This window comes from Mycobacterium sp. IDUB_17 (genome assembly GCF_055419465.1).
In genome coordinates this window covers 288,768-305,072 of the sequence record NZ_JBVAXS010000007.1, presented here as the reverse complement: position 1 = coordinate 305,072, position 16,305 = coordinate 288,768, and the positions used below count along the sequence as shown (strand labels likewise).

Sequence of the window (16,305 nt, the reverse complement as noted above, 5' to 3'; positions counted from 1 at the left end):
CACGCGTGCCTTTGCACGCACCACGCAGTGCCACCGAGGAGCAGATGTATGGCAGACGACAGCGCCGACGCCGAGCCGGTCGAGCTGACCGAGGCCGACGAGTCGAGCCAGTCCGCCCCCGAAGCCGAGGTCGTCGAACCTGAGGCTGAGTGCACAGAACCTGCGGTGGCAGCCGACGACGCGGCCCCGAAGCGGCTGCACTTTCCTTTCGCGGGGGTTATCGGAGGGGTGCTCGTCGTCGGGCTCGTGGCGCTGGCCGGTTGGCTGGGCTATGGCTTCTACCAGGCCCATCACGAACAGCAGCGACGCGCGATGTTCGTGGACACCGCGCGGGAGGGCGCGACGAACCTCACCACCATCGACTGGGAGCACGCCGAAGACAACATCCAGCGAGTCCTGGACATCTCGACCGGGAAGTTCTACGACGACTTCGAGCGGCGTTCGAAGTCGTTCCTCGACGTGGTCAAGCAGATCAAGTCGAAGTCGGTGGGCACGGTGACCTCATCGGGGCTGGAGTCCTACTCGAACGACAAGGCGGATGTCCTCGTGTCGGTGACCGTTCGGTCGACGAATGCGGGCGTGCCGGAACAGAAGCCCCAGGTGTGGCGAATGGTGCTGACGGTGCAGGACATTGAAGGCAAAGCGAAGGTTTCGAACGTGGAGTTCATCCAGTGAGCGGCCGGCACAAGATGCCGCCGGCCGGGCGCCGTAAGGCCGCCGCGGATCCAGTGGAGACTGTCGAACAGGCAAGCCCCGGGCCGGAGACCGTCGAAGGCACGAGCGCTGCGGAACCAGCCGAAGCGGTGGAGGCGGCTGAGGCCGAGGCGGTAGTCCAGGAAACGGTCGACGCCGACACGGACGACGCCGCGGCGACCGACACCGCCGAGTCCGACGACGTTGAGGGCGAGGCTGAGGACGAGCCTATTGACGAGCCCGCCGATGAGCCCGTTGACGAGCCCACTGACGAGCCCGCCGAAGCCACGCCGTCGCGCGCCCGCTCGCGGGTCGGCTTGCCGGTGGTGCTGGCGACCGTCGCGCTGGTGTTGGCATTGACCTGCGCGGTGTTGCGGTGGCTGACCGTGTCGCAGGCTGAAAGCGACACGGCCCGAAACGAATCGGTTCAGGCGGCCAAAGAGATCACCGCCGAGATGCTGTCGTATGAGACTGAGACAGCCGAGCAGCAGCTCACGGCGGCCCGCGACCGGATGACCGGGGAATTCCTCGGCACCTATAGCGCGATGATCGGTGAGGTCATCCCGGCGGCGCATGCTCAGCAGATTGCGGCCGTAGCAGAGGTGTTGCGCGCGGGGGTGGTGAGTGCCAAGCCGGATCGCGCCGAACTGGTGTTGTTCGTCAACCAGAGCGTCCAGGTCGGAAACCACATGCCGCAGAAGACCCCGTCGGTTGCCCGGGCCACCATGGTCAAAGTCGATGACCGCTGGCTCATGTCCGAGTACGAACCGGTGCCGCTGTGACCGAGCCGCGCTGGATCGATGTCGCCACCCCCGCGGTGCACCTGCGGGCGCTGGCGTGGGGGCCTGATGATGGCCCGGTTGCGTTGTGTCTACACGGCTTTCCCGACACGGCCTACGGCTGGCGCAAGGTGGCGCCGGTTCTGGCTGAGGCCGGCTGGAAAGTGGTTGCGCCGTTCATGCGCGGTTACCTGCCCTCGTCGGTTCCTGCCGACGGGAGCTATCACGTCGGGGCGCTGATGGACGACGCGCTGCGCCTGCTGCAGGCGGTCGGGCCGACCGGACGCGATGTCATCATCGGCCATGACTGGGGGGCCATGGCGGCATCGGGTGTGGCTGCGCTGCCGGACAACCCGTTCACGAAGGCCGTGATCATGTCGGTGCCGCCGTTGGCGTCGTTTCAGCCGTTGGGTCGGGTGCCCGATGCCGGAAAGCTGTTGGCCCAGTTGCCGCGTCAGGCGCTGCGCAGCTGGTACATGATGTACTTCCAATTACCTTGGCTTCCTCAGCGTTCGGCATCCTGGGTGGTGCCCCGGCTGTGGAAGACGTGGTCGCCGGGATACGACGCGGCCGAGGACCTGCGTCATGTCGACGCCGCGATCGGTGCACCGGACCGGTGGCGCGCCGCGCTGGGCTACTACCGGGCCACGATCCGCATGAGCAAACCGCCTGCACAGTACGCCGAGCCGCACAAGCACTGGCTGCTGCCGCCGGTGTTGCCGTCGCTGTACCTCCATGGCACTGACGATGGTTGTGCCGCACCGGATTACATCCGATGGGTGCGCGAGGTGCTGCCGGCGGGCAGCGATGCCCACGTCGTCGAATCCGGCGGTCACTTCCTGCAACTCGACCAGCCCGACATCACAGCCGCCCGCATCCTGGACTTCGTCGGACGTGCCGGCTAACCGACTCACTGCGGTCGATGCGCAGATGTTCTGGATGTCGTCCAGGATGCCCAACGACACCTTTCTGCTCTACGGATTCGACGGTGTGCCCGCCGACCTGCAGGCGGCACTCGGCGAGTTGGCGGCCAATGCCCGCATCAGCCCGGATCTGTCGCAACGCATCGACGACACCTCTCGGCTGCACTACCCGGCCTGGGTGCCGTCCCGTGTCGACGAATCCCGGTTCGTGGTACATCATCTCGACGATTCGACGTGGCTGGGCTGCCTGGCCGCCGTGAGCGGACTGGTGGACGATCAACTCGATGCGCGGGTGCTGCCGTGGCGGCTACACGTGTTCCCCGGAGTCGAGGGGATGCCCGGTGTCGCCGGCGCCGGCACCGTGGCGGTCCTGCAGATCACCCATGCCCTCGGCGGCGGCGGGCGCACCTGCGGCCCGGCGGCGGTCATGTTCGGCCGCCCGGGAACGGTGGCGCCGGTGGCGCCGGTGTACGGCCACCCGGCGATGTTGCCGTGGCGCAGCATCGAAGCGGCCCGGGCCCACCGGCAGTTGGTAGCCGACACCGAGGCCGGGCGGGTGCCGCCGGCCGCCACGTCACGTCCGCCGATCAGGACCAACGACCGTCCCTCGGGCGTACGCAGCATGCGGACGCTCGTCCGGGATCGAGCGCAGCTGTCGGGCGCCACCGTGACGGTGTGTGCACTGGCCGGGATCTCCGAAGCCCTGGCCGGTCAGCTCCGTGAGCTGGGGACGGATCCGGCCACCCTGGGCGCCGAGGTGACCATGGCGAAATCCGGTCCGCGGCAGGCGTACAACCATTTCGGCACGGTCGGCGTGGGCCTGCATCCCTCGCTGCCGGTGGCGCAGCGCCGCGACGCGATCGCCGCTGAACTGGCGGCGCGCCGGGAACGCGCCGCACACCCGGCGATGCGGGCCTCGGAACGTGCGTTCGCCGCCACGCCGGCCCCGCTGCTGCGGTGGGGGATCGGTCAGTTCAATCCCGATGCGCGGTCGGCGACGGTCACCGGGAACACCGTGGTGTCCAGCGTGAATTGCGGTGCTGCGGACTTCGGCCTCGGCGGTATGCCGGTGCGGCTGGCGGCGGCGTTTCCGGGCTTGTCCCCGATGGTGGGGCTCACCCACTGCGTGACGGGCGTGGGGGACACCATCGCGATCAGTGTGTTCGCCGCGGAGTCGGCGATCGGGGATATCGACGCCTATATCGACCGGCTTGAGGCGGCGTTGTGAAGGGCCTGCCGGTCTAACCGCGGCGCAGCATTGCGATGCCGACATCAAGCGCGGACTCCAGGTAACTCAGGTCGCCAGAGGCTAGCATCACGCTGACCCCACCCTGGATCCCGGCCAGCAGTGCGGCGCCCACCCGGTCGGCGTCCAGATCGGCGGCAATCTTCTCCTGCGACTGCATGTGCCGGATCCCCGCCGAGATCTCGTCATGCCATTGCCGCAGTAGGGCTTTGGTGACCGCCTGGGCGCCGGGAGTGGTGCGGCCGATCTCTGACATCAGCAAGCTCAGCGGGCAGCTCTGGCCCTGGCGGCGATAGCGCTCGACCACGGCGTCGCGCCAGCGTTGCCAGGCCGCCCACGAGGTCAGCTCGCCGAGGTAGGGCTGCTGATCCGCCAGCACCATCTGGGCTTCGCGTTCGGCCACGGCGAGCAACAGCTGGTCCTTGCCGTCGGGGAAGTAGTGGAACAGCTGGCTCTTCGAGGTCTGGGTGTGGGCGCGGATGTCGTCGAGCGTGGTGGCGGCGACACCGTTGCTGCGGATCACTTCGGCGGCGCCCTCGATGATGCGGTGCCGGGTGGCCTCGCCCTTGGCGGTCAGTTTTTGGACTTGCAGGTCCATTTTCATCTGCCTATACCTGGACTCATGAGTCCAAACACTACCCACGGCACCGCTCTGGCGGGTCGCACAGCACTTGTCACGGGATCCACCGGAGGCCTCGGCGTCGCCATTGCCAAGGCCCTCGCCGATCGGGGCGCCTTCGTCATCGTCAGCGGCCGCAACAAGGAACGCGGCGACTCCGTCGTCGCCGAGATCCGCACCGCCGGAGGGCAGGCCGACTTCGTCGCCGCCGACCTCGGGGCCGGGGCGGGCGAGGTGCGGCGCCTCGCGCGGCAGGCCACCGAGGCCGCCGGCGGCCAGATCGACATCCTGGTCAACAACGCCGGGGTGTGGGGGATGCCGGAACCCACCGGCGAGGTTTCCGAGCAGGCACTGCTGGAGTCGTACCAGACGAACGTCATCGCCCCCTTCCTGCTGACCGGTGCGCTGGCGCCCGCCATGGCTGAGCGTGGCCACGGCGCGGTGGTCAACGTCGGGTCGATCACCGGCCTGATCGGGGGCGACCGCTCCGCGCTGTATTCGTCGACCAAGGCCGCCGTGCACTCGCTGACCAAGTCATGGGCCGTGGAATACGGACCGCGCGGGGTGCGGGTGAACGCCGTGGCCCCCGGGCCGATCGCCACGGAACGGGCCGCCGACGTGGCCGATGAGATCGGACCGGTGCTGGCCCGCATCCCGTCCCGGCGCATGAGCACCCCCGAGGAGGTCGCCGCAGCGGTGGCTTTCCTGGCCGGTGACGACGCCGGGAACATCCACGGGGTGATCCTCAGTGTGGATGGGGGCTGGGCGGCGGCTTAACAGATGCCCTAGATTCTGTTACATGGCTGCTGATGCTGCGATCCTGATTCTGCGTGTGGTTCTTGGCCTGACCATGGCCGCACATGGCTACAACAAGTTCTTCGGCGGTGGGCGGATCCCCGGCACCGCGGGATGGTTCGACAGCATCGGCATGAAGCCGGGCCTGTTTCACGCCAGGGTCGCGGCCAGCACCGAGATCGCGGCCGGTCTCGGCTTGGCCCTCGGCCTGCTGACCCCGGTGCCCGCGGCCGGGTTCGTGGCGCTGATGCTGGTGGCGGCCTGGACCGTGCACCGGCACAACGGGTTCTTCATCGTCAAGGAGGGCTGGGAGTACAACCTGATCCTGGCGGTGGCCGCGGTGGCGATCGCCGGTACCGGGGCTGGTCACTACAGCCTTGATTACCTGCTGTTCTCCAACTGCAGCTTCTACCACCTGCTGAACGGCTGGTGCGGAATGGCGATCGCGGTCGTGCTCGGCCTGGCCGGTGGAATCGGCCAGTTGGTGATCTTCTTCCGCCCGCCGGTGAAGTCCTAGTTCGTGCGCGCCGACAATGACGCCCACTGGCCGGTCAGAACGACTACCACCGGACTAGAACACGTTCTAATCTGACCGGCATGGGTTTTCTCAAACAGGAATCTCCCGAGATCGACTTCGAGCAGTGGAGCAAGGGCACTCGTGCGGAGAAGATCCAGCCGATGGCGCGGCACTGGGCCGAGGTGGGGTTCGGGACGCCGGTCGCACTGCACCTCTTCTATGTCGTGAAGATCCTGGCCTACATCCTTGGTGCCTGGCTGATCGCGCTGACGACCACCGGGGTCGACGGGTTCACCAACGTCGCCTCCTGGTACGCCGAGCCGATCGTCTACCAGAAGGTTGTGTTCTACACGATGCTGTTCGAGGTCATCGGCCTCGGCTGCGGCTTCGGCCCGCTCAACAACCGGTTCTTCCCGCCCATGGGATCGGTCCTGTACTGGTTGCGGCCCAGGACGATTCGGCTGCCACCGTGGCCGAATCGGGTGCCGCTGACCAAGGGTGATGACCGCACCGTCGTCGACGTGGTGCTGTACGGGGCGCTGTTGGTGATGCTGGTGGTGGCGTTGGCCTCGCAGGGCACCGGCCCCATCCCGGCACTCGGCAGTGAGATCGGCGTGCTGCCGGTGTGGCAGACCGCGGCAATCGTCGGCCTGCTGGCCGTGGCCGGTCTGCGAGACAAGGTGATCTTCCTGGCCGCCCGCGGCGAGGTATACGGCTCGTTGGCCGTGTGTTTTCTGTTCAGCGGCGCCGACATCGTCATCGCGGCCAAGCTGATCTGCCTGACGATCTGGATCGGTGCGGCGGCCTCCAAACTCACCAAACACTTCCCGTTCGTCATCTCGACGATGATGAGCAACAACCCGGTGTTCCGGCCGCGCTGGATCAAGCGGAGGTTCTTCGAACACTTCCCCGATGATCTCCGGCCGGGGCGGCCGTCACGCTTCGTGGCGCACTTCTCCACTGCCATCGAGGGTTTGGTTCCGTTGGTGCTGTTCTTCTCGCATGGCGGTTGGCCGACGGCGATTGCCGCCTTTGTCATGTTGGTGTTCCACTTCGGAATCCTGAGCTCCATTCCGATGGGCGTGCCGCTGGAGTGGAACGTCTTCATGATGTTCTCGGTGCTGGCACTGTTCGTCGGGCACGCCGGGATCGGGCTGGGGGATCTCACCAGCCCGTGGCCGATCGTGTTGTTCGCGGTGGTCGCGGGCACTGTGGTGCTGGGAAACCTGTTCCCGCGCAAGATCTCGTTCCTGCCGGGTATGCGCTATTACGCGGGCAACTGGGACACCTCGCTGTGGTGCGTCAAACCCTCGGCGGCGGAGAAGATCGAGAAGGACATCGTCGCGATCGCCAGCATGCCGGCCGCCCAGATGGAGCGGTACTACGGCAGCCCGGAAGTCGCCCAGATGTATCTGTACATGGGATACGCCTTCCGCGGCTTCAACTCTCATGGCCGGGCCCTGTTTACCTTGGCGCACCGGGCGATGGCGGGTGAGAACGAGGACGACTACGTGTTGACCGACGGGGAGCGGATCGTCTCCACGGCGATCGGCTGGAACTTCGGTGACGGACACATGAGCAACGAGCAGCTCGTGGCCGCCCTGCAGAAGCGGTGCCATTTCGAGCCGGGGGAGGTGCGGATCGTCATGCTCGACGCTCAGCCGATCCAGCGTCAGACCCAGCAGTACCGGCTCGTCGATGCGGCCACCGGGGAATTCGAGCGGGGCTACGTCGACGTTGCCGACATGGTGACGCGCCAGCCCTGGGACGACGAGCTCCCGGTCCATGTCCGGCGAGATGACGCCACCACCACCTGAGCCGGTCACGGTATGGGTCGATGAGTCCGGGCGGTTGATGAGTGACCTGGGCAGCGTGGACACGCAGTGTCACGCCACCGTCCGGGCCGGCCATTGCCCGCAGCGGGCGCAGTGTGTGCTGCTGCATCGCGCGCCGGGTCCGCGGTTGCTGTTCGGCGAGTTGATGTCGGAGCTCGACGACGAGGCCGGCATCTACCTGGAGACACACGCCAAACAGCTTGACGCGGACCTCATTTCGATCACGGTGGACCACGTGGGTCCGGACGGTCCGGCCGGCAGCTGGCGCTATCGGCTGTTGCCGATGCGATGGAAGACCGCTGACGGCTGGCGGGATACCGGGGCGCGGCTGGCGGTCTGGCCGGACTAGTTCAGTCGTCCTCGAAACTGCGCACAGATCCTCGACACTGCGCTCAGATCGCAATATTGCCGCGAAACGCGATCTGGACGCAGGCTCGATGGGCTGGACGCAGGCTCGATGAGCGGCCAGGGCTCAGCGCATGACGTCGCGGACCTTGACGCTCTCGATGTCTTTCAGCATCAGGATCCGTGCGGTGTCCAGGTGCCTGCGCCAGTGCGCCTCGGCGGCATCCCCGTCGCCGGAGCGGATGAGCTGGATCAGCTTGCGGTAGGACCGCATCAGCTTGTCGTAGTCGCTCTTCGACACCGGTCGACGCTCCTTGAACAGGAAGGCGTGGTGGCGCACGGTGATCTCGTGCAGCATGCCGGCGATGATGCTCAAGGTGGCGTTGCCGGACAGCTCCACGACCCGGCGGTGAAAGTCGCCGGTGGTCTCGGCCAGTTGATCTGACTGGTGGTCCTTCGGGATGTGCTCGTCGAGCATCTGTTCCAGTTCGGCGAACGCCGCCTCATCGCCCTTCTCGGCGAGCAGGCGTGCGGCCATCGGCTCGATCGCCGCACGCCCCACCAGGAGATCGGCGATGTCGGCACCCGATAGTTCGAGCAGCAGCCCCGCCGGGCGGGCGACAATCTCGGGACCGGGCACCCGGACCCGGGCACCGGTACGGGAACCGCGCCGCACCTCGACCAGACGCTCGGACTCCAGCACCCGCACGGCCTCGCGCAGCGTCGGCCTGCTGACCCCGAAATGCTCCATGAGCTCGGCTTCGTTGGGCAGGAAGTCGCCCTCTTTCAGCTGGCCGTCGACGACCATGCGCCGTAATGTGCCTGCGACGAGCTCGGCGGTCTTCGGGGAACGGACCGGTGCCTGCGGTGCTATCGCGTCAGGGCCGATCATCGGCGCCAGCGGTGTGGTTCGAGCCACCAGACACTCCCAGTTAAGACAACTTCGTGCTGGCCGGATGGCCAGCTGTACAACTCAGTAAACCATCTGTTCACCGCAGGATCGGAACATCGAGCCCTACCAACCAGTAGGTTGACCTAGTAAACCTACTGGTCTATTTTCACCTCGAGCGCCCCGTTGAGCTCCACTGGGGTCGCGCCACCCACTCTTCAAAGGAGAAGTCATGGCTGAAGCCGTCATCGTCGAGGCTGTCCGGTCACCTGTCGGGAAGCGCAACGGCGCCCTCTCTGGTGTGCATCCGGCGGAGCTGTCGGCGCAGGTGCTCAACGGCCTCGTGCAGCGCGCCGGGATCGACCCCGCCCTCGTCGACGACGTCATCTGGGGCTGCGTCATGCAGGCCGGTGAGCAGGCGCTCGACATCGCCCGCACCGCACTGCTGACCGCCGGGTGGCCCGAGACCGTTCCCGGTGTCACGGTCGACCGTCAGTGCGGTTCCAGTCAGCAGTCCCTGCACTTCGCGGTCGCCGGTGTGATCGCCGGGCACTACGACGTCGTCGTCGCCGGTGGTGTCGAGTCGATGTCGCGCACCCCGATGGGATCCTCGCTGGCCAGCGGCGGACACCCCTACCCGGAGGCGTTCCGGGAGCGCTACGACAACAAGACCCCCAACCAGGGTGTCGGTGCCGAGATGATCGCCGAGCAGTGGGGCCTGTCGCGCACCCAGCTCGACGAGTTCTCCCTGCGGTCGCACGAGAAGGCCGCTGCCGCACAGGATGCCGGTGCGTTCAAGGACCAGATCGTCGGGATCAAGGACCAGGATGGCAACGTCGTTCTGGAAGACGGCGGCATCCGTCGCGGTGGCACGGTCGAGTCCATGGCCGCCATCAAGCCGGCCTTCAAGGAGGACGGTGTGATCCACGCCGGTAACTCCAGCCAGATCTCCGACGGCTCGGCAGCACTGCTGGTCATGTCGGCGGAGAAGGCAAAAGACCTGGGGCTCAAGCCGCTTGCCAAGGTGCACACCGCGGTGCTCGCCGGTGCCGACCCGGTCATCATGCTGACCGCACCGATCCCGGCCACCCAGAAGGCGCTGGCCAAGTCCGGCCTGACGGTCGACCAGATCGGCGCGTTCGAGGTCAACGAGGCGTTCGCCCCGGTTCCGATGGCCTGGCTCAAGGACATCGGCGCCGACGAGAGCCGGCTCAACCCCAACGGCGGTGCCATCGCTCTGGGTCACCCGCTCGGCGGCTCCGGTGCCCGTATCCTGACCACCCTGCTGTACCACATGCGGGACAACAACATTCAGTACGGCCTGCAGACCATGTGTGAAGGTGGCGGCCAGGCCAACGCAACCATCCTGGAGCTCCTGTGACCGACACCCAGCCTGGCGCCCTCGTAGAGAAGCGCGGCAACGTCCTGCTCATCACCATCAACCGGCCCGAGGCGCGCAACGCGATCAACGGCTCGGTCAGCGTCGCCGTCGGCGATGCGCTTGAGCAGGCCCAGAACGATCCGGAGATCCGCGCTGTCGTGATCACCGGATCGGGCGACAAGTCGTTCTGCGCAGGCGCCGACCTGAAGGCGATCTCGCGGGGCGAGAACCTCTTTCACCCCGAGCATCCGGAATACGGATTCGCCGGCTATGTCAGCCATTTCATCGATAAGCCGACGATCGCCGCGGTCAACGGCACCGCCCTGGGCGGCGGCACCGAACTCGCCCTGGCCAGTGATCTGATCGTCGCCGAGGAAAACGCCAAATTCGGTCTGCCCGAGGTGAAGCGGGGTCTGATCGCCGGTGCCGGCGGCGTCTTCCGCATCGCCGAGCAGCTGCCCCGCAAGGTGGCCAACGAGTTGCTGTTCACCGGTGAGCCGATGTCGTCCGCCGACGCACTGCGTTGGGGCCTGATCAACCAGGTCGTGCCCGACGGCACCGTCGTCGACGCCGCGCTCAAGCTGGCCGAACGGATCACGGGCAACGCGCCGTTGGCCGTGCAGGCCAGCAAGCGCGTCGCCTACGGGGTCGACGAGGGCGTCATCACCGGCGACAAGGACGGCTGGAAGCGCACCAACCGCGAGTTCAGCACCCTGCTGCGGACCGAGGACGCCAAGGAAGGGCCGCTGGCCTTCGCCCAGAAGCGCGAACCGGTTTGGAAGGCAAAGTAAGCCATGAAGCGACAGATCTTTACTGCAGAACACGAGGCCTTCCGCGAGACGGTCAAGGAGTACATCGAGCGCGAGCTCGTGCCGAATGCCGAGAAGTGGGAGACCGAGCGCATCGTCGACCGGTCGGCCTACACCGCTGCCGGCAAGTACGGCCTCATCGGCTTCAACATGCCGGAGGAGTTCGGCGGCGGCGGCTCGGATGACTTCCGGTTCAACGCCATCATCGATGAGGAGATCGCCAAGGCCGGCGTGCACGGCCCGGCGCTGAGCCTGCACAACGACGTCGTCGGCCCGTACTTCAAGGAGCTGGCCAACGACGAGCAGAAGCAGCGCTGGATGCCCGGCATCACCACCGGCGAGCTGATCATCGCGATCGCGATGACCGAGCCGGGCGCCGGCAGCGACCTGGCGGGCATCCGGACCTCGGCGGTGCGCGACGGGGATGACTGGATCATCAACGGCTCCAAGACGTTCATCTCGTCGGGCATCAACTGCGACCTGTGTGTCGTGGTCGCCCGCACCGACCCCGAGGCCGGTCACAAGGGCTTCACACTGTTCGTGGTGGAGCGGGGCATGGAGGGCTTCACCCGCGGCCGCAAGCTCGACAAGATGGGCCTGCACAGTCAGGACACCTCAGAGCTGCACTTCGAGAACGTGCGGGTACCGAACGCCAACCTGCTGGGCAAGGAAGGTCGCGGTTTCTACCACCTGATGACCAACCTGCCCTCGGAGCGGCTCGGTATCGCCATCTCGGCGATCTACGGTGCCCGTGCGGTCTTCCAGGAGACGCTGCAGTACGCCAAGGACCGCAAGGCCTTCGGCCAGCCGATCGGCAGCTTCCAGCACAACCGGTTCCTGCTCGCCGAGATGGAGACCGAGCTGGAGGTCACCGAGAACTACCTCGACCGCTGCCTGCAGGGTGTGGTCGACGGTGAGCTGACCGCGGTCGAGGCGGCCAAGGCCAAGTGGTGGGCCACCGAGGTCGCCAAGAAGGTCGTCGACCAGTGTGTGCAGCTGCACGGCGGTTACGGCTACATGATGGAGTACCGGGTTGCCCGCGCCTACGTGGACGGACGGATCCAGACGATCTTCGGTGGCACCACCGAGATCATGAAGGAGATCATCGGCCGCGAGCTGGGCGTCTAACTTCACGACCGCCTTCCCGCGAGCAGACACAAAACTGCCCCTTTTCACGCGAAAAGGGGCAGTTTTGCGTCTGCTCGCGGGGTTATCCACAGGGCTGGCTGCCAGTTGGTGGCGGCTGCGGAATTGTCCGCAAACAATCACCGGCATGACGCTCGACGAAGTGTTCGCTCTCAACCACGGCGTCGCGACCACGAACCAACTGTTGGCCGCCATGACGTACCGGACACTCGCACGGCGGGTTCGCGACGGTGAGATCGTCCGGTTGTGGCACGGCGTCTATTCATTGGGCCCGCCAGATACATTTCGTCGGCTCTGTGGACTTGACCTGATGTCGGAGACCCCGATTGTGGGCTGTCTGGGAACGGCCGCTCAGTTCTACGGCTTTGACACCGAGAACACGGTTCGGACCCACGTTCTCGACCCGGGGGTACGCATGAGGTCATCGCCAGACATCATGGTGCATCAACGAATTGGCGCTCCGCTCAAGAAAGTCGATGGTCGGTTGCTAACCGCGCCGGCTTGGACTGCCATCGAGTTGGCGCGAACGTTGCGGCGTCCACGCGCGTTGGCCACGCTTGACGCCGCGCTGCGCAGCGGCACCTGCGCTGCAGTCGAACTCGAGGAAGCGCTCAAGGGACAGCGGGGCCGCCGCGGCGTGGTGAAGGTGCGTGAACTGTTGCCTCACGCTGACGGCAGGGCCGAATCGCCGATGGAATCTGAGATGAGGTTGGTCTTCATCGATTGGGGCTTACCCACGCCAGAACTGCAGTACGAGATCGTGGACCGACACGGACAACTGTGGCGCGTGGATTTCGCCTGGCCTGAGTGCCGGGTGGCGGCCGAATACGACAGCATGGATTGGCACGCGAATCCTGTTGCGGTCAAGCATGACCGGATGAAATCTGCCCGCTTGCAGGAGATCGGCTGGATCAGCGTGCCGGCCGTGGTTGATGATGTCCGACGGTATCCCGCTGAACTGTGCGCCCGAATCGGGAGTCACCTTGAACGTGCCGCCTGATGTCCGGCGAGCAGACACAAAACTGCCCCTTTTCACGCGAAAAGGGGCAGTTTTGTGTCTGCTCGCGGAGAGTCCGCGCGCAGAGAAAAAGATCAGCCGATCGGCGCGTCGGCAGCCGGGGTCGCCGACTCCGGTGCCTTGGTGGTGGTCGTGGCGGCGGTGCCGGTGACCGTCGGCACCAGGGCCTCCGGCGGGGCGTTGGGATCGAGCACGGTATCGATCAGGTAGATCCGGGCGTTCTGCGCCTGGATCGGACCGCAGACCAGCTTGGCGGTGTCGTTGACCTTGATGTCGCCGCCCTTGCCGGTCACCTTGACCTCGGCGCCCTGCTGGGTGGGCCGCTGGCCCTTGACGTCATCGGGGCCGAGCAGACCGAGGAACGCGTGGTAGTAGTCCAGGCTCGTGAGCGCGGCCGGATCGGCCTTGAGCGCGTCGAGCTTGCCCGGCTCCAGGGCGGCGAAGGCGTCATTGGTCGGCGCGAAGATCACGTACGGGCCGTTGTCGAGCACCGGCACGATGTTGACGCTCGGGTTCAGCCCGCCCGACAGCGCGGCGTTGAAGGTGCTGATGTCCGGGATGCTGGCCAGAACCTTGCCTGCCGGCAGATCCGCGAGGCTCTTCCAGTCCGGCATGGCCTTCTTGAAGTTGTCGCAGCCGGAGCCCTGCGGGTCGGGGATCTCCACGACTGGGGCCGTGGTCGTCGTCGGCGCCGGGTCGGCGTAGGCGGTAACTGCCAACGGCAGCGACGCCGTGATCGCGGCGACTGCCGCAGCAACGCCCAGAGTCTTGGTGCGAGTCTTCATCGGTGGGTCTTTCCTCCCGCTCATGCCTAGCCTGTAGTCGTCGGCTGCCGGTGACGCGTTACACGGCTCTCGGCGCGACGATGGCGAGCAACCGCGTACACAACAACCTCAGCGTTCCCCGCGGCGCCGCATCGGATGGTATGCGTAACGAAGCGGTTACGGCAAAGCCGAAGTGTCCACTCGATCCGGCTCGGAGCTTGTGACCTGGGTTTTTCGGATACTGAGGCATAACAGTGCGGCGACGAAACACAGCCCGGCGGCCAGCTGGAAGGCCAGGTCGTAATTGCCGTTGAGATCCCGCAGCCACCCGGCGCCAGCGGCGGCGATGGCCGCACCGACCTGGTGGGAGGCGAACACCCAGCCGAACACCACTGGCGAACGATCCCCGAAGTAGTCGCGGCACAGCACGATGGTCGGCGGCACGGTCGCCACCCAGTCCAGGCCGTAGAAGATGACGAACACCCAGGTGCTCGGTTCGGCGTGCGGGGAGAGCAGTGACGGCAACAGCATCAGCGACAGGCCGCGGCCCGCGTAGTAGACGAGCAGCAGCAGCCGGGGGTCCACGCGGTCGGTGAGCCAGCCGGAGAACACCGTGCCCGCGACGTCGAGGATGCCGATGGTGGCGAGCAGCCCCGCGGCGACTGTCGTGGGCATGCCGTGGTCGTTGGCGGCCGGGATGAAATGCGTCCCGATCAGACCGTTGGTGGTCATCCCGCAGATCGCGAAGCTCCCCGCCAGCAGCCAGAACATGCGGGTCCGTGCGCCGATGCGCAGGCCGTCGAAGGCCGCCTTGAAGCTTCCGGCCGGGGCCGGGGCCGGGGCGGGCGGGGTGAGTTCTGTTGCCCCGTACGGCGCAAGGCCGAGATCGGCGGGGCGGTTGCGCATGAACAGCGCGACGAGGGGCACGACGGCCAGCGAGGCCGCCGCGACGATCAACGATGCCCAGCGCCAGCCGTGTTGCGTGGTGACGGCCGCGACGACCGGCAGGAACAGCAGTTGACCGGTGGCGCTGGCGGCGGTGAGCACACCGGTGACCAGTCCGCGGCGCTGTTCGAACCAACGGGTGGCGATGGTCGCCACGAATCCCATCGAGATCGACCCGGTGCCGATACCGACCAGCACGCCCCACAGCAGCACCAGCTGCCAACTGGCCGTCATCGCGATGCTGCATGCCGATCCGGTCGAGATCAGCAGCAGCGACACGGTCAGCACCGGCCGGACCCCGAAGCGGTCCATGAGCGCCGCGGCGAACGGCGCGGTGAGTCCGTACAACATCATGTTGACCGACATCGCCAGCCCGACCGTGCCGTGTGACCAGCCGAACTCGTGGTGCAGCGGATTCATCATCACGCCCGGAATGGACCGGAACCCGGCCGCGCCCAGGATCGCCACGAAACTCACCGCGGCGACCACCCAGGCCCAGTGGATGCGGATGCGCGTCGGGTTCGGTGGCGAGGTCACCTGACCACTGTGGTCGAGGGCGGCCGGATGGACCAGTGGCATAAACGACAGCAATCATCAAAAACGTGCCACACTGGCGTCGTGCACCGTGTTGCGGTTCTGCTGCTGGCTCCGGTGGTCGGCTTCGACGCCACCATCGCGCCGCTGTTGTTCTCCAACGCCTCCGACGGCGACGGGAATGCCCTCTACGACGTCGTGACGTGCGGGCTCACCACCGACCCGGTGCCGTCGACGAGCGGATTCGCGATGGTTCCCGCCGCGGGAGCCGAGGCGCTGGAGTCGGCCGACACGGTGGTGATCCCGGGTACCAGGTACGCCCCGGCGCGGGCCGACGGTGTGCTGGGCGCCGACGTCGCGGCCGCGCTGTCACGGATCCGCCCCGGCGCCCGGCTGGTGTCGATCTGCACCGGGGCTTTCGTACTGGCCGCGGCGGGCCTGCTGGACGGCCGGCCGGCCACCACGCATTGGCGCTTCGCCGCGGACATGCGCCGGTTGCACCCCGAGGTTCACCTCGACGAGGACATCCTGTTCGTCGACGACGGCGACGTGCTGACCTCGGCCGGCCTGGCTGCCGGAATCGACTTGTGCCTGCACATCATTCGCTCCGACCACGGTGCCCAGGTGGCGAACGCGGTGGCCCGCTACTGCGTGGTGCCACCGTGGCGCGAGGGCGGGCAGGCGCAGTTCATCGACCACGGATTCACGGTCACCGATCACGCCTCGACCGCGGCCACACGAGACTGGGCGCTGCGGCATCTCGACGAGGAACTCACCGTGACGCGGCTGGCCGCCCATGCCCACATGAGTGCCCGCACGTTCAACCGTCGATTCCGTGAGGAGACCGGGCAGGCTCCGGGTACCTGGATCCGCAGCCGCAGGCTGGATCTGGCCCGCGAGCTGCTGGAATCAGGGGGCCTGTCGGTCGACGAGGTGGCCAGGCGTTCGGGTCTGGGCACCGCGGGCAACCTGCGTCATCATCTGCGGCGCGGGCTCGGGATGTCCCCGTCGAGCTACCGCAAGGTGTACCAGGGCGCGTGACCCGGCCGGTCGGCTGTCTACCATGA

At 66.8% G+C, this 16,305-nt stretch carries 17 protein-coding genes; 13 read left to right on the top strand and 4 right to left on the bottom strand.

The window, feature by feature from the left end:
- The first annotated feature begins 48 nt into the window (after window positions 1-48).
- Genes ACZYZ7_RS27230 through ACZYZ7_RS27215 form a run of 4 tightly spaced genes read left to right on the top strand, consistent with a single transcriptional unit; the run spans window position 49 to window position 3,623 of the window.
- Window positions 49-675: an Mce protein gene (locus ACZYZ7_RS27230; protein ID WP_450070025.1), complete on the top strand. Its 627-nt coding sequence runs from the start codon at window positions 49-51 to the stop codon at window positions 673-675.
- The gene (locus ACZYZ7_RS27225) at window positions 672-1,475 is read left to right on the top strand and encodes a hypothetical protein (RefSeq protein ID WP_450070024.1); all 804 of its coding nucleotides are present in this window, start codon (window positions 672-674) and stop codon (window positions 1,473-1,475) included. The genes ACZYZ7_RS27230 and ACZYZ7_RS27225 overlap by 4 nt, the downstream gene beginning before the upstream one ends.
- Entirely contained in the window at window positions 1,472-2,377 is a 906-nt protein-coding gene (locus tag ACZYZ7_RS27220; protein ID WP_450070023.1) for an alpha/beta fold hydrolase, read from the top strand. The genes ACZYZ7_RS27225 and ACZYZ7_RS27220 overlap by 4 nt, the downstream gene beginning before the upstream one ends.
- Window positions 2,367-3,623, top strand: coding sequence for a WS/DGAT domain-containing protein (locus tag ACZYZ7_RS27215; RefSeq protein ID WP_450070022.1), 1,257 nt, complete (start codon window positions 2,367-2,369; stop codon window positions 3,621-3,623). Before ACZYZ7_RS27220 ends, ACZYZ7_RS27215 begins: the two co-directional genes overlap by 11 nt.
- 13 nt (window positions 3,624-3,636) lie before the next feature.
- On the opposite strand, the gene ACZYZ7_RS27210 is transcribed toward ACZYZ7_RS27215, so the two are convergent.
- A complete protein-coding gene (locus ACZYZ7_RS27210) occupies window positions 3,637-4,239 on the bottom strand; it encodes a TetR/AcrR family transcriptional regulator (RefSeq protein ID WP_450070021.1) in 603 nt (200 codons plus the stop codon).
- A 24-nt stretch (window positions 4,240-4,263) separates the two neighbouring features.
- Here ACZYZ7_RS27210 and ACZYZ7_RS27205 point away from each other — a divergent pair, with 24 nt between their 5' ends.
- The 4 genes from ACZYZ7_RS27205 (at window position 4,264) to ACZYZ7_RS27190 (ending at window position 7,756) form a co-directional block, all read left to right on the top strand.
- Entirely contained in the window at window positions 4,264-5,037 is a 774-nt protein-coding gene (locus tag ACZYZ7_RS27205; protein WP_135457481.1) for an SDR family NAD(P)-dependent oxidoreductase, read from the top strand.
- 22 nt (window positions 5,038-5,059) lie between these two features.
- Complete coding sequence (locus ACZYZ7_RS27200) at window positions 5,060-5,572, top strand: DoxX family protein (protein ID WP_450070020.1); 513 nt, start codon at window positions 5,060-5,062, stop codon at window positions 5,570-5,572.
- Window positions 5,573-5,652: 80 nt separating this feature from the next.
- Window positions 5,653-7,389, top strand: coding sequence for a DUF3556 domain-containing protein (locus ACZYZ7_RS27195; protein ID WP_450070019.1), 1,737 nt, complete (start codon window positions 5,653-5,655; stop codon window positions 7,387-7,389).
- Window positions 7,358-7,756 (top strand): hypothetical protein, encoded by a 399-nt coding sequence (locus ACZYZ7_RS27190; RefSeq protein ID WP_450070018.1) that lies wholly within the window; start codon window positions 7,358-7,360, stop codon window positions 7,754-7,756. Before ACZYZ7_RS27195 ends, ACZYZ7_RS27190 begins: the two co-directional genes overlap by 32 nt.
- 123 nt (window positions 7,757-7,879) lie before the next feature.
- Here the strand turns inward: ACZYZ7_RS27190 and ACZYZ7_RS27185 are convergent, their stop codons facing one another.
- The gene (locus ACZYZ7_RS27185) at window positions 7,880-8,671 is read right to left on the bottom strand and encodes a FadR/GntR family transcriptional regulator (RefSeq protein ID WP_135457472.1); all 792 of its coding nucleotides are present in this window, start codon (window positions 8,669-8,671) and stop codon (window positions 7,880-7,882) included.
- A gap of 202 nt (window positions 8,672-8,873) precedes the next feature.
- On the opposite strand from ACZYZ7_RS27185, the gene ACZYZ7_RS27180 reads away from it, so the two are divergent.
- From ACZYZ7_RS27180 to ACZYZ7_RS27165, 4 genes are all read left to right on the top strand, one after another.
- Window positions 8,874-10,022: a thiolase family protein gene (locus ACZYZ7_RS27180; protein WP_135457470.1), complete on the top strand. Its 1,149-nt coding sequence runs from the start codon at window positions 8,874-8,876 to the stop codon at window positions 10,020-10,022.
- Window positions 10,019-10,813, top strand: coding sequence for a crotonase/enoyl-CoA hydratase family protein (locus tag ACZYZ7_RS27175; protein ID WP_450069953.1), 795 nt, complete (start codon window positions 10,019-10,021; stop codon window positions 10,811-10,813). The genes ACZYZ7_RS27180 and ACZYZ7_RS27175 overlap by 4 nt, the downstream gene beginning before the upstream one ends.
- 3 nt (window positions 10,814-10,816) lie before the next feature.
- Window positions 10,817-11,959, top strand: a complete 1,143-nt coding sequence (locus tag ACZYZ7_RS27170; RefSeq protein WP_135457466.1) for an acyl-CoA dehydrogenase family protein — start codon at window positions 10,817-10,819, stop codon at window positions 11,957-11,959.
- Window positions 11,960-12,104: 145 nt separating this feature from the next.
- Complete coding sequence (locus ACZYZ7_RS27165; RefSeq protein ID WP_450069952.1) at window positions 12,105-12,977, top strand: type IV toxin-antitoxin system AbiEi family antitoxin domain-containing protein; 873 nt, start codon at window positions 12,105-12,107, stop codon at window positions 12,975-12,977.
- Window positions 12,978-13,069: 92 nt separating this feature from the next.
- On the opposite strand, the gene ACZYZ7_RS27160 is transcribed toward ACZYZ7_RS27165, so the two are convergent.
- The gene (locus ACZYZ7_RS27160; protein ID WP_135457462.1) at window positions 13,070-13,780 is read right to left on the bottom strand and encodes a fasciclin domain-containing protein; all 711 of its coding nucleotides are present in this window, start codon (window positions 13,778-13,780) and stop codon (window positions 13,070-13,072) included.
- Between the two features lie 156 nt (window positions 13,781-13,936).
- The gene (locus ACZYZ7_RS27155; RefSeq protein ID WP_450069951.1) at window positions 13,937-15,283 is read right to left on the bottom strand and encodes an MFS transporter; all 1,347 of its coding nucleotides are present in this window, start codon (window positions 15,281-15,283) and stop codon (window positions 13,937-13,939) included.
- A 39-nt stretch (window positions 15,284-15,322) separates the two neighbouring features.
- Here ACZYZ7_RS27155 and ACZYZ7_RS27150 point away from each other — a divergent pair, with 39 nt between their 5' ends.
- A complete protein-coding gene (locus ACZYZ7_RS27150; protein WP_450069950.1) occupies window positions 15,323-16,279 on the top strand; it encodes a GlxA family transcriptional regulator in 957 nt (318 codons plus the stop codon).
- The last annotated feature ends 26 nt before the right edge of the window (window positions 16,280-16,305 follow it).

What these genes read in the sequence shown, in the direction of transcription:
- ACZYZ7_RS27160 (WP_135457462.1), bottom strand. Translation starts at nt 13,780, where the DNA reads ATGAAGACTCGCACCAAGACTCTGGGCGTTGCTGCGGCAGTCGCCGCG.
- ACZYZ7_RS27170 (WP_135457466.1), top strand. Translation starts at nt 10,817, where the DNA reads ATGAAGCGACAGATCTTTACTGCAGAACACGAGGCCTTCCGCGAGACG.
- ACZYZ7_RS27195 (WP_450070019.1), top strand. Translation starts at nt 5,653, where the DNA reads ATGGGTTTTCTCAAACAGGAATCTCCCGAGATCGACTTCGAGCAGTGG.
- ACZYZ7_RS27200 (WP_450070020.1), top strand. Translation starts at nt 5,060, where the DNA reads ATGGCTGCTGATGCTGCGATCCTGATTCTGCGTGTGGTTCTTGGCCTG.
- ACZYZ7_RS27205 (WP_135457481.1), top strand. Translation starts at nt 4,264, where the DNA reads ATGAGTCCAAACACTACCCACGGCACCGCTCTGGCGGGTCGCACAGCA.
- ACZYZ7_RS27180 (WP_135457470.1), top strand. Translation starts at nt 8,874, where the DNA reads ATGGCTGAAGCCGTCATCGTCGAGGCTGTCCGGTCACCTGTCGGGAAG.
- ACZYZ7_RS27190 (WP_450070018.1), top strand. Translation starts at nt 7,358, where the DNA reads ATGTCCGGCGAGATGACGCCACCACCACCTGAGCCGGTCACGGTATGG.
- ACZYZ7_RS27155 (WP_450069951.1), bottom strand. Translation starts at nt 15,283, where the DNA reads ATGCCACTGGTCCATCCGGCCGCCCTCGACCACAGTGGTCAGGTGACC.
- ACZYZ7_RS27210 (WP_450070021.1), bottom strand. Translation starts at nt 4,239, where the DNA reads ATGGACCTGCAAGTCCAAAAACTGACCGCCAAGGGCGAGGCCACCCGG.
- ACZYZ7_RS27165 (WP_450069952.1), top strand. Translation starts at nt 12,105, where the DNA reads ATGACGCTCGACGAAGTGTTCGCTCTCAACCACGGCGTCGCGACCACG.
- ACZYZ7_RS27230 (WP_450070025.1), top strand. Translation starts at nt 49, where the DNA reads ATGGCAGACGACAGCGCCGACGCCGAGCCGGTCGAGCTGACCGAGGCC.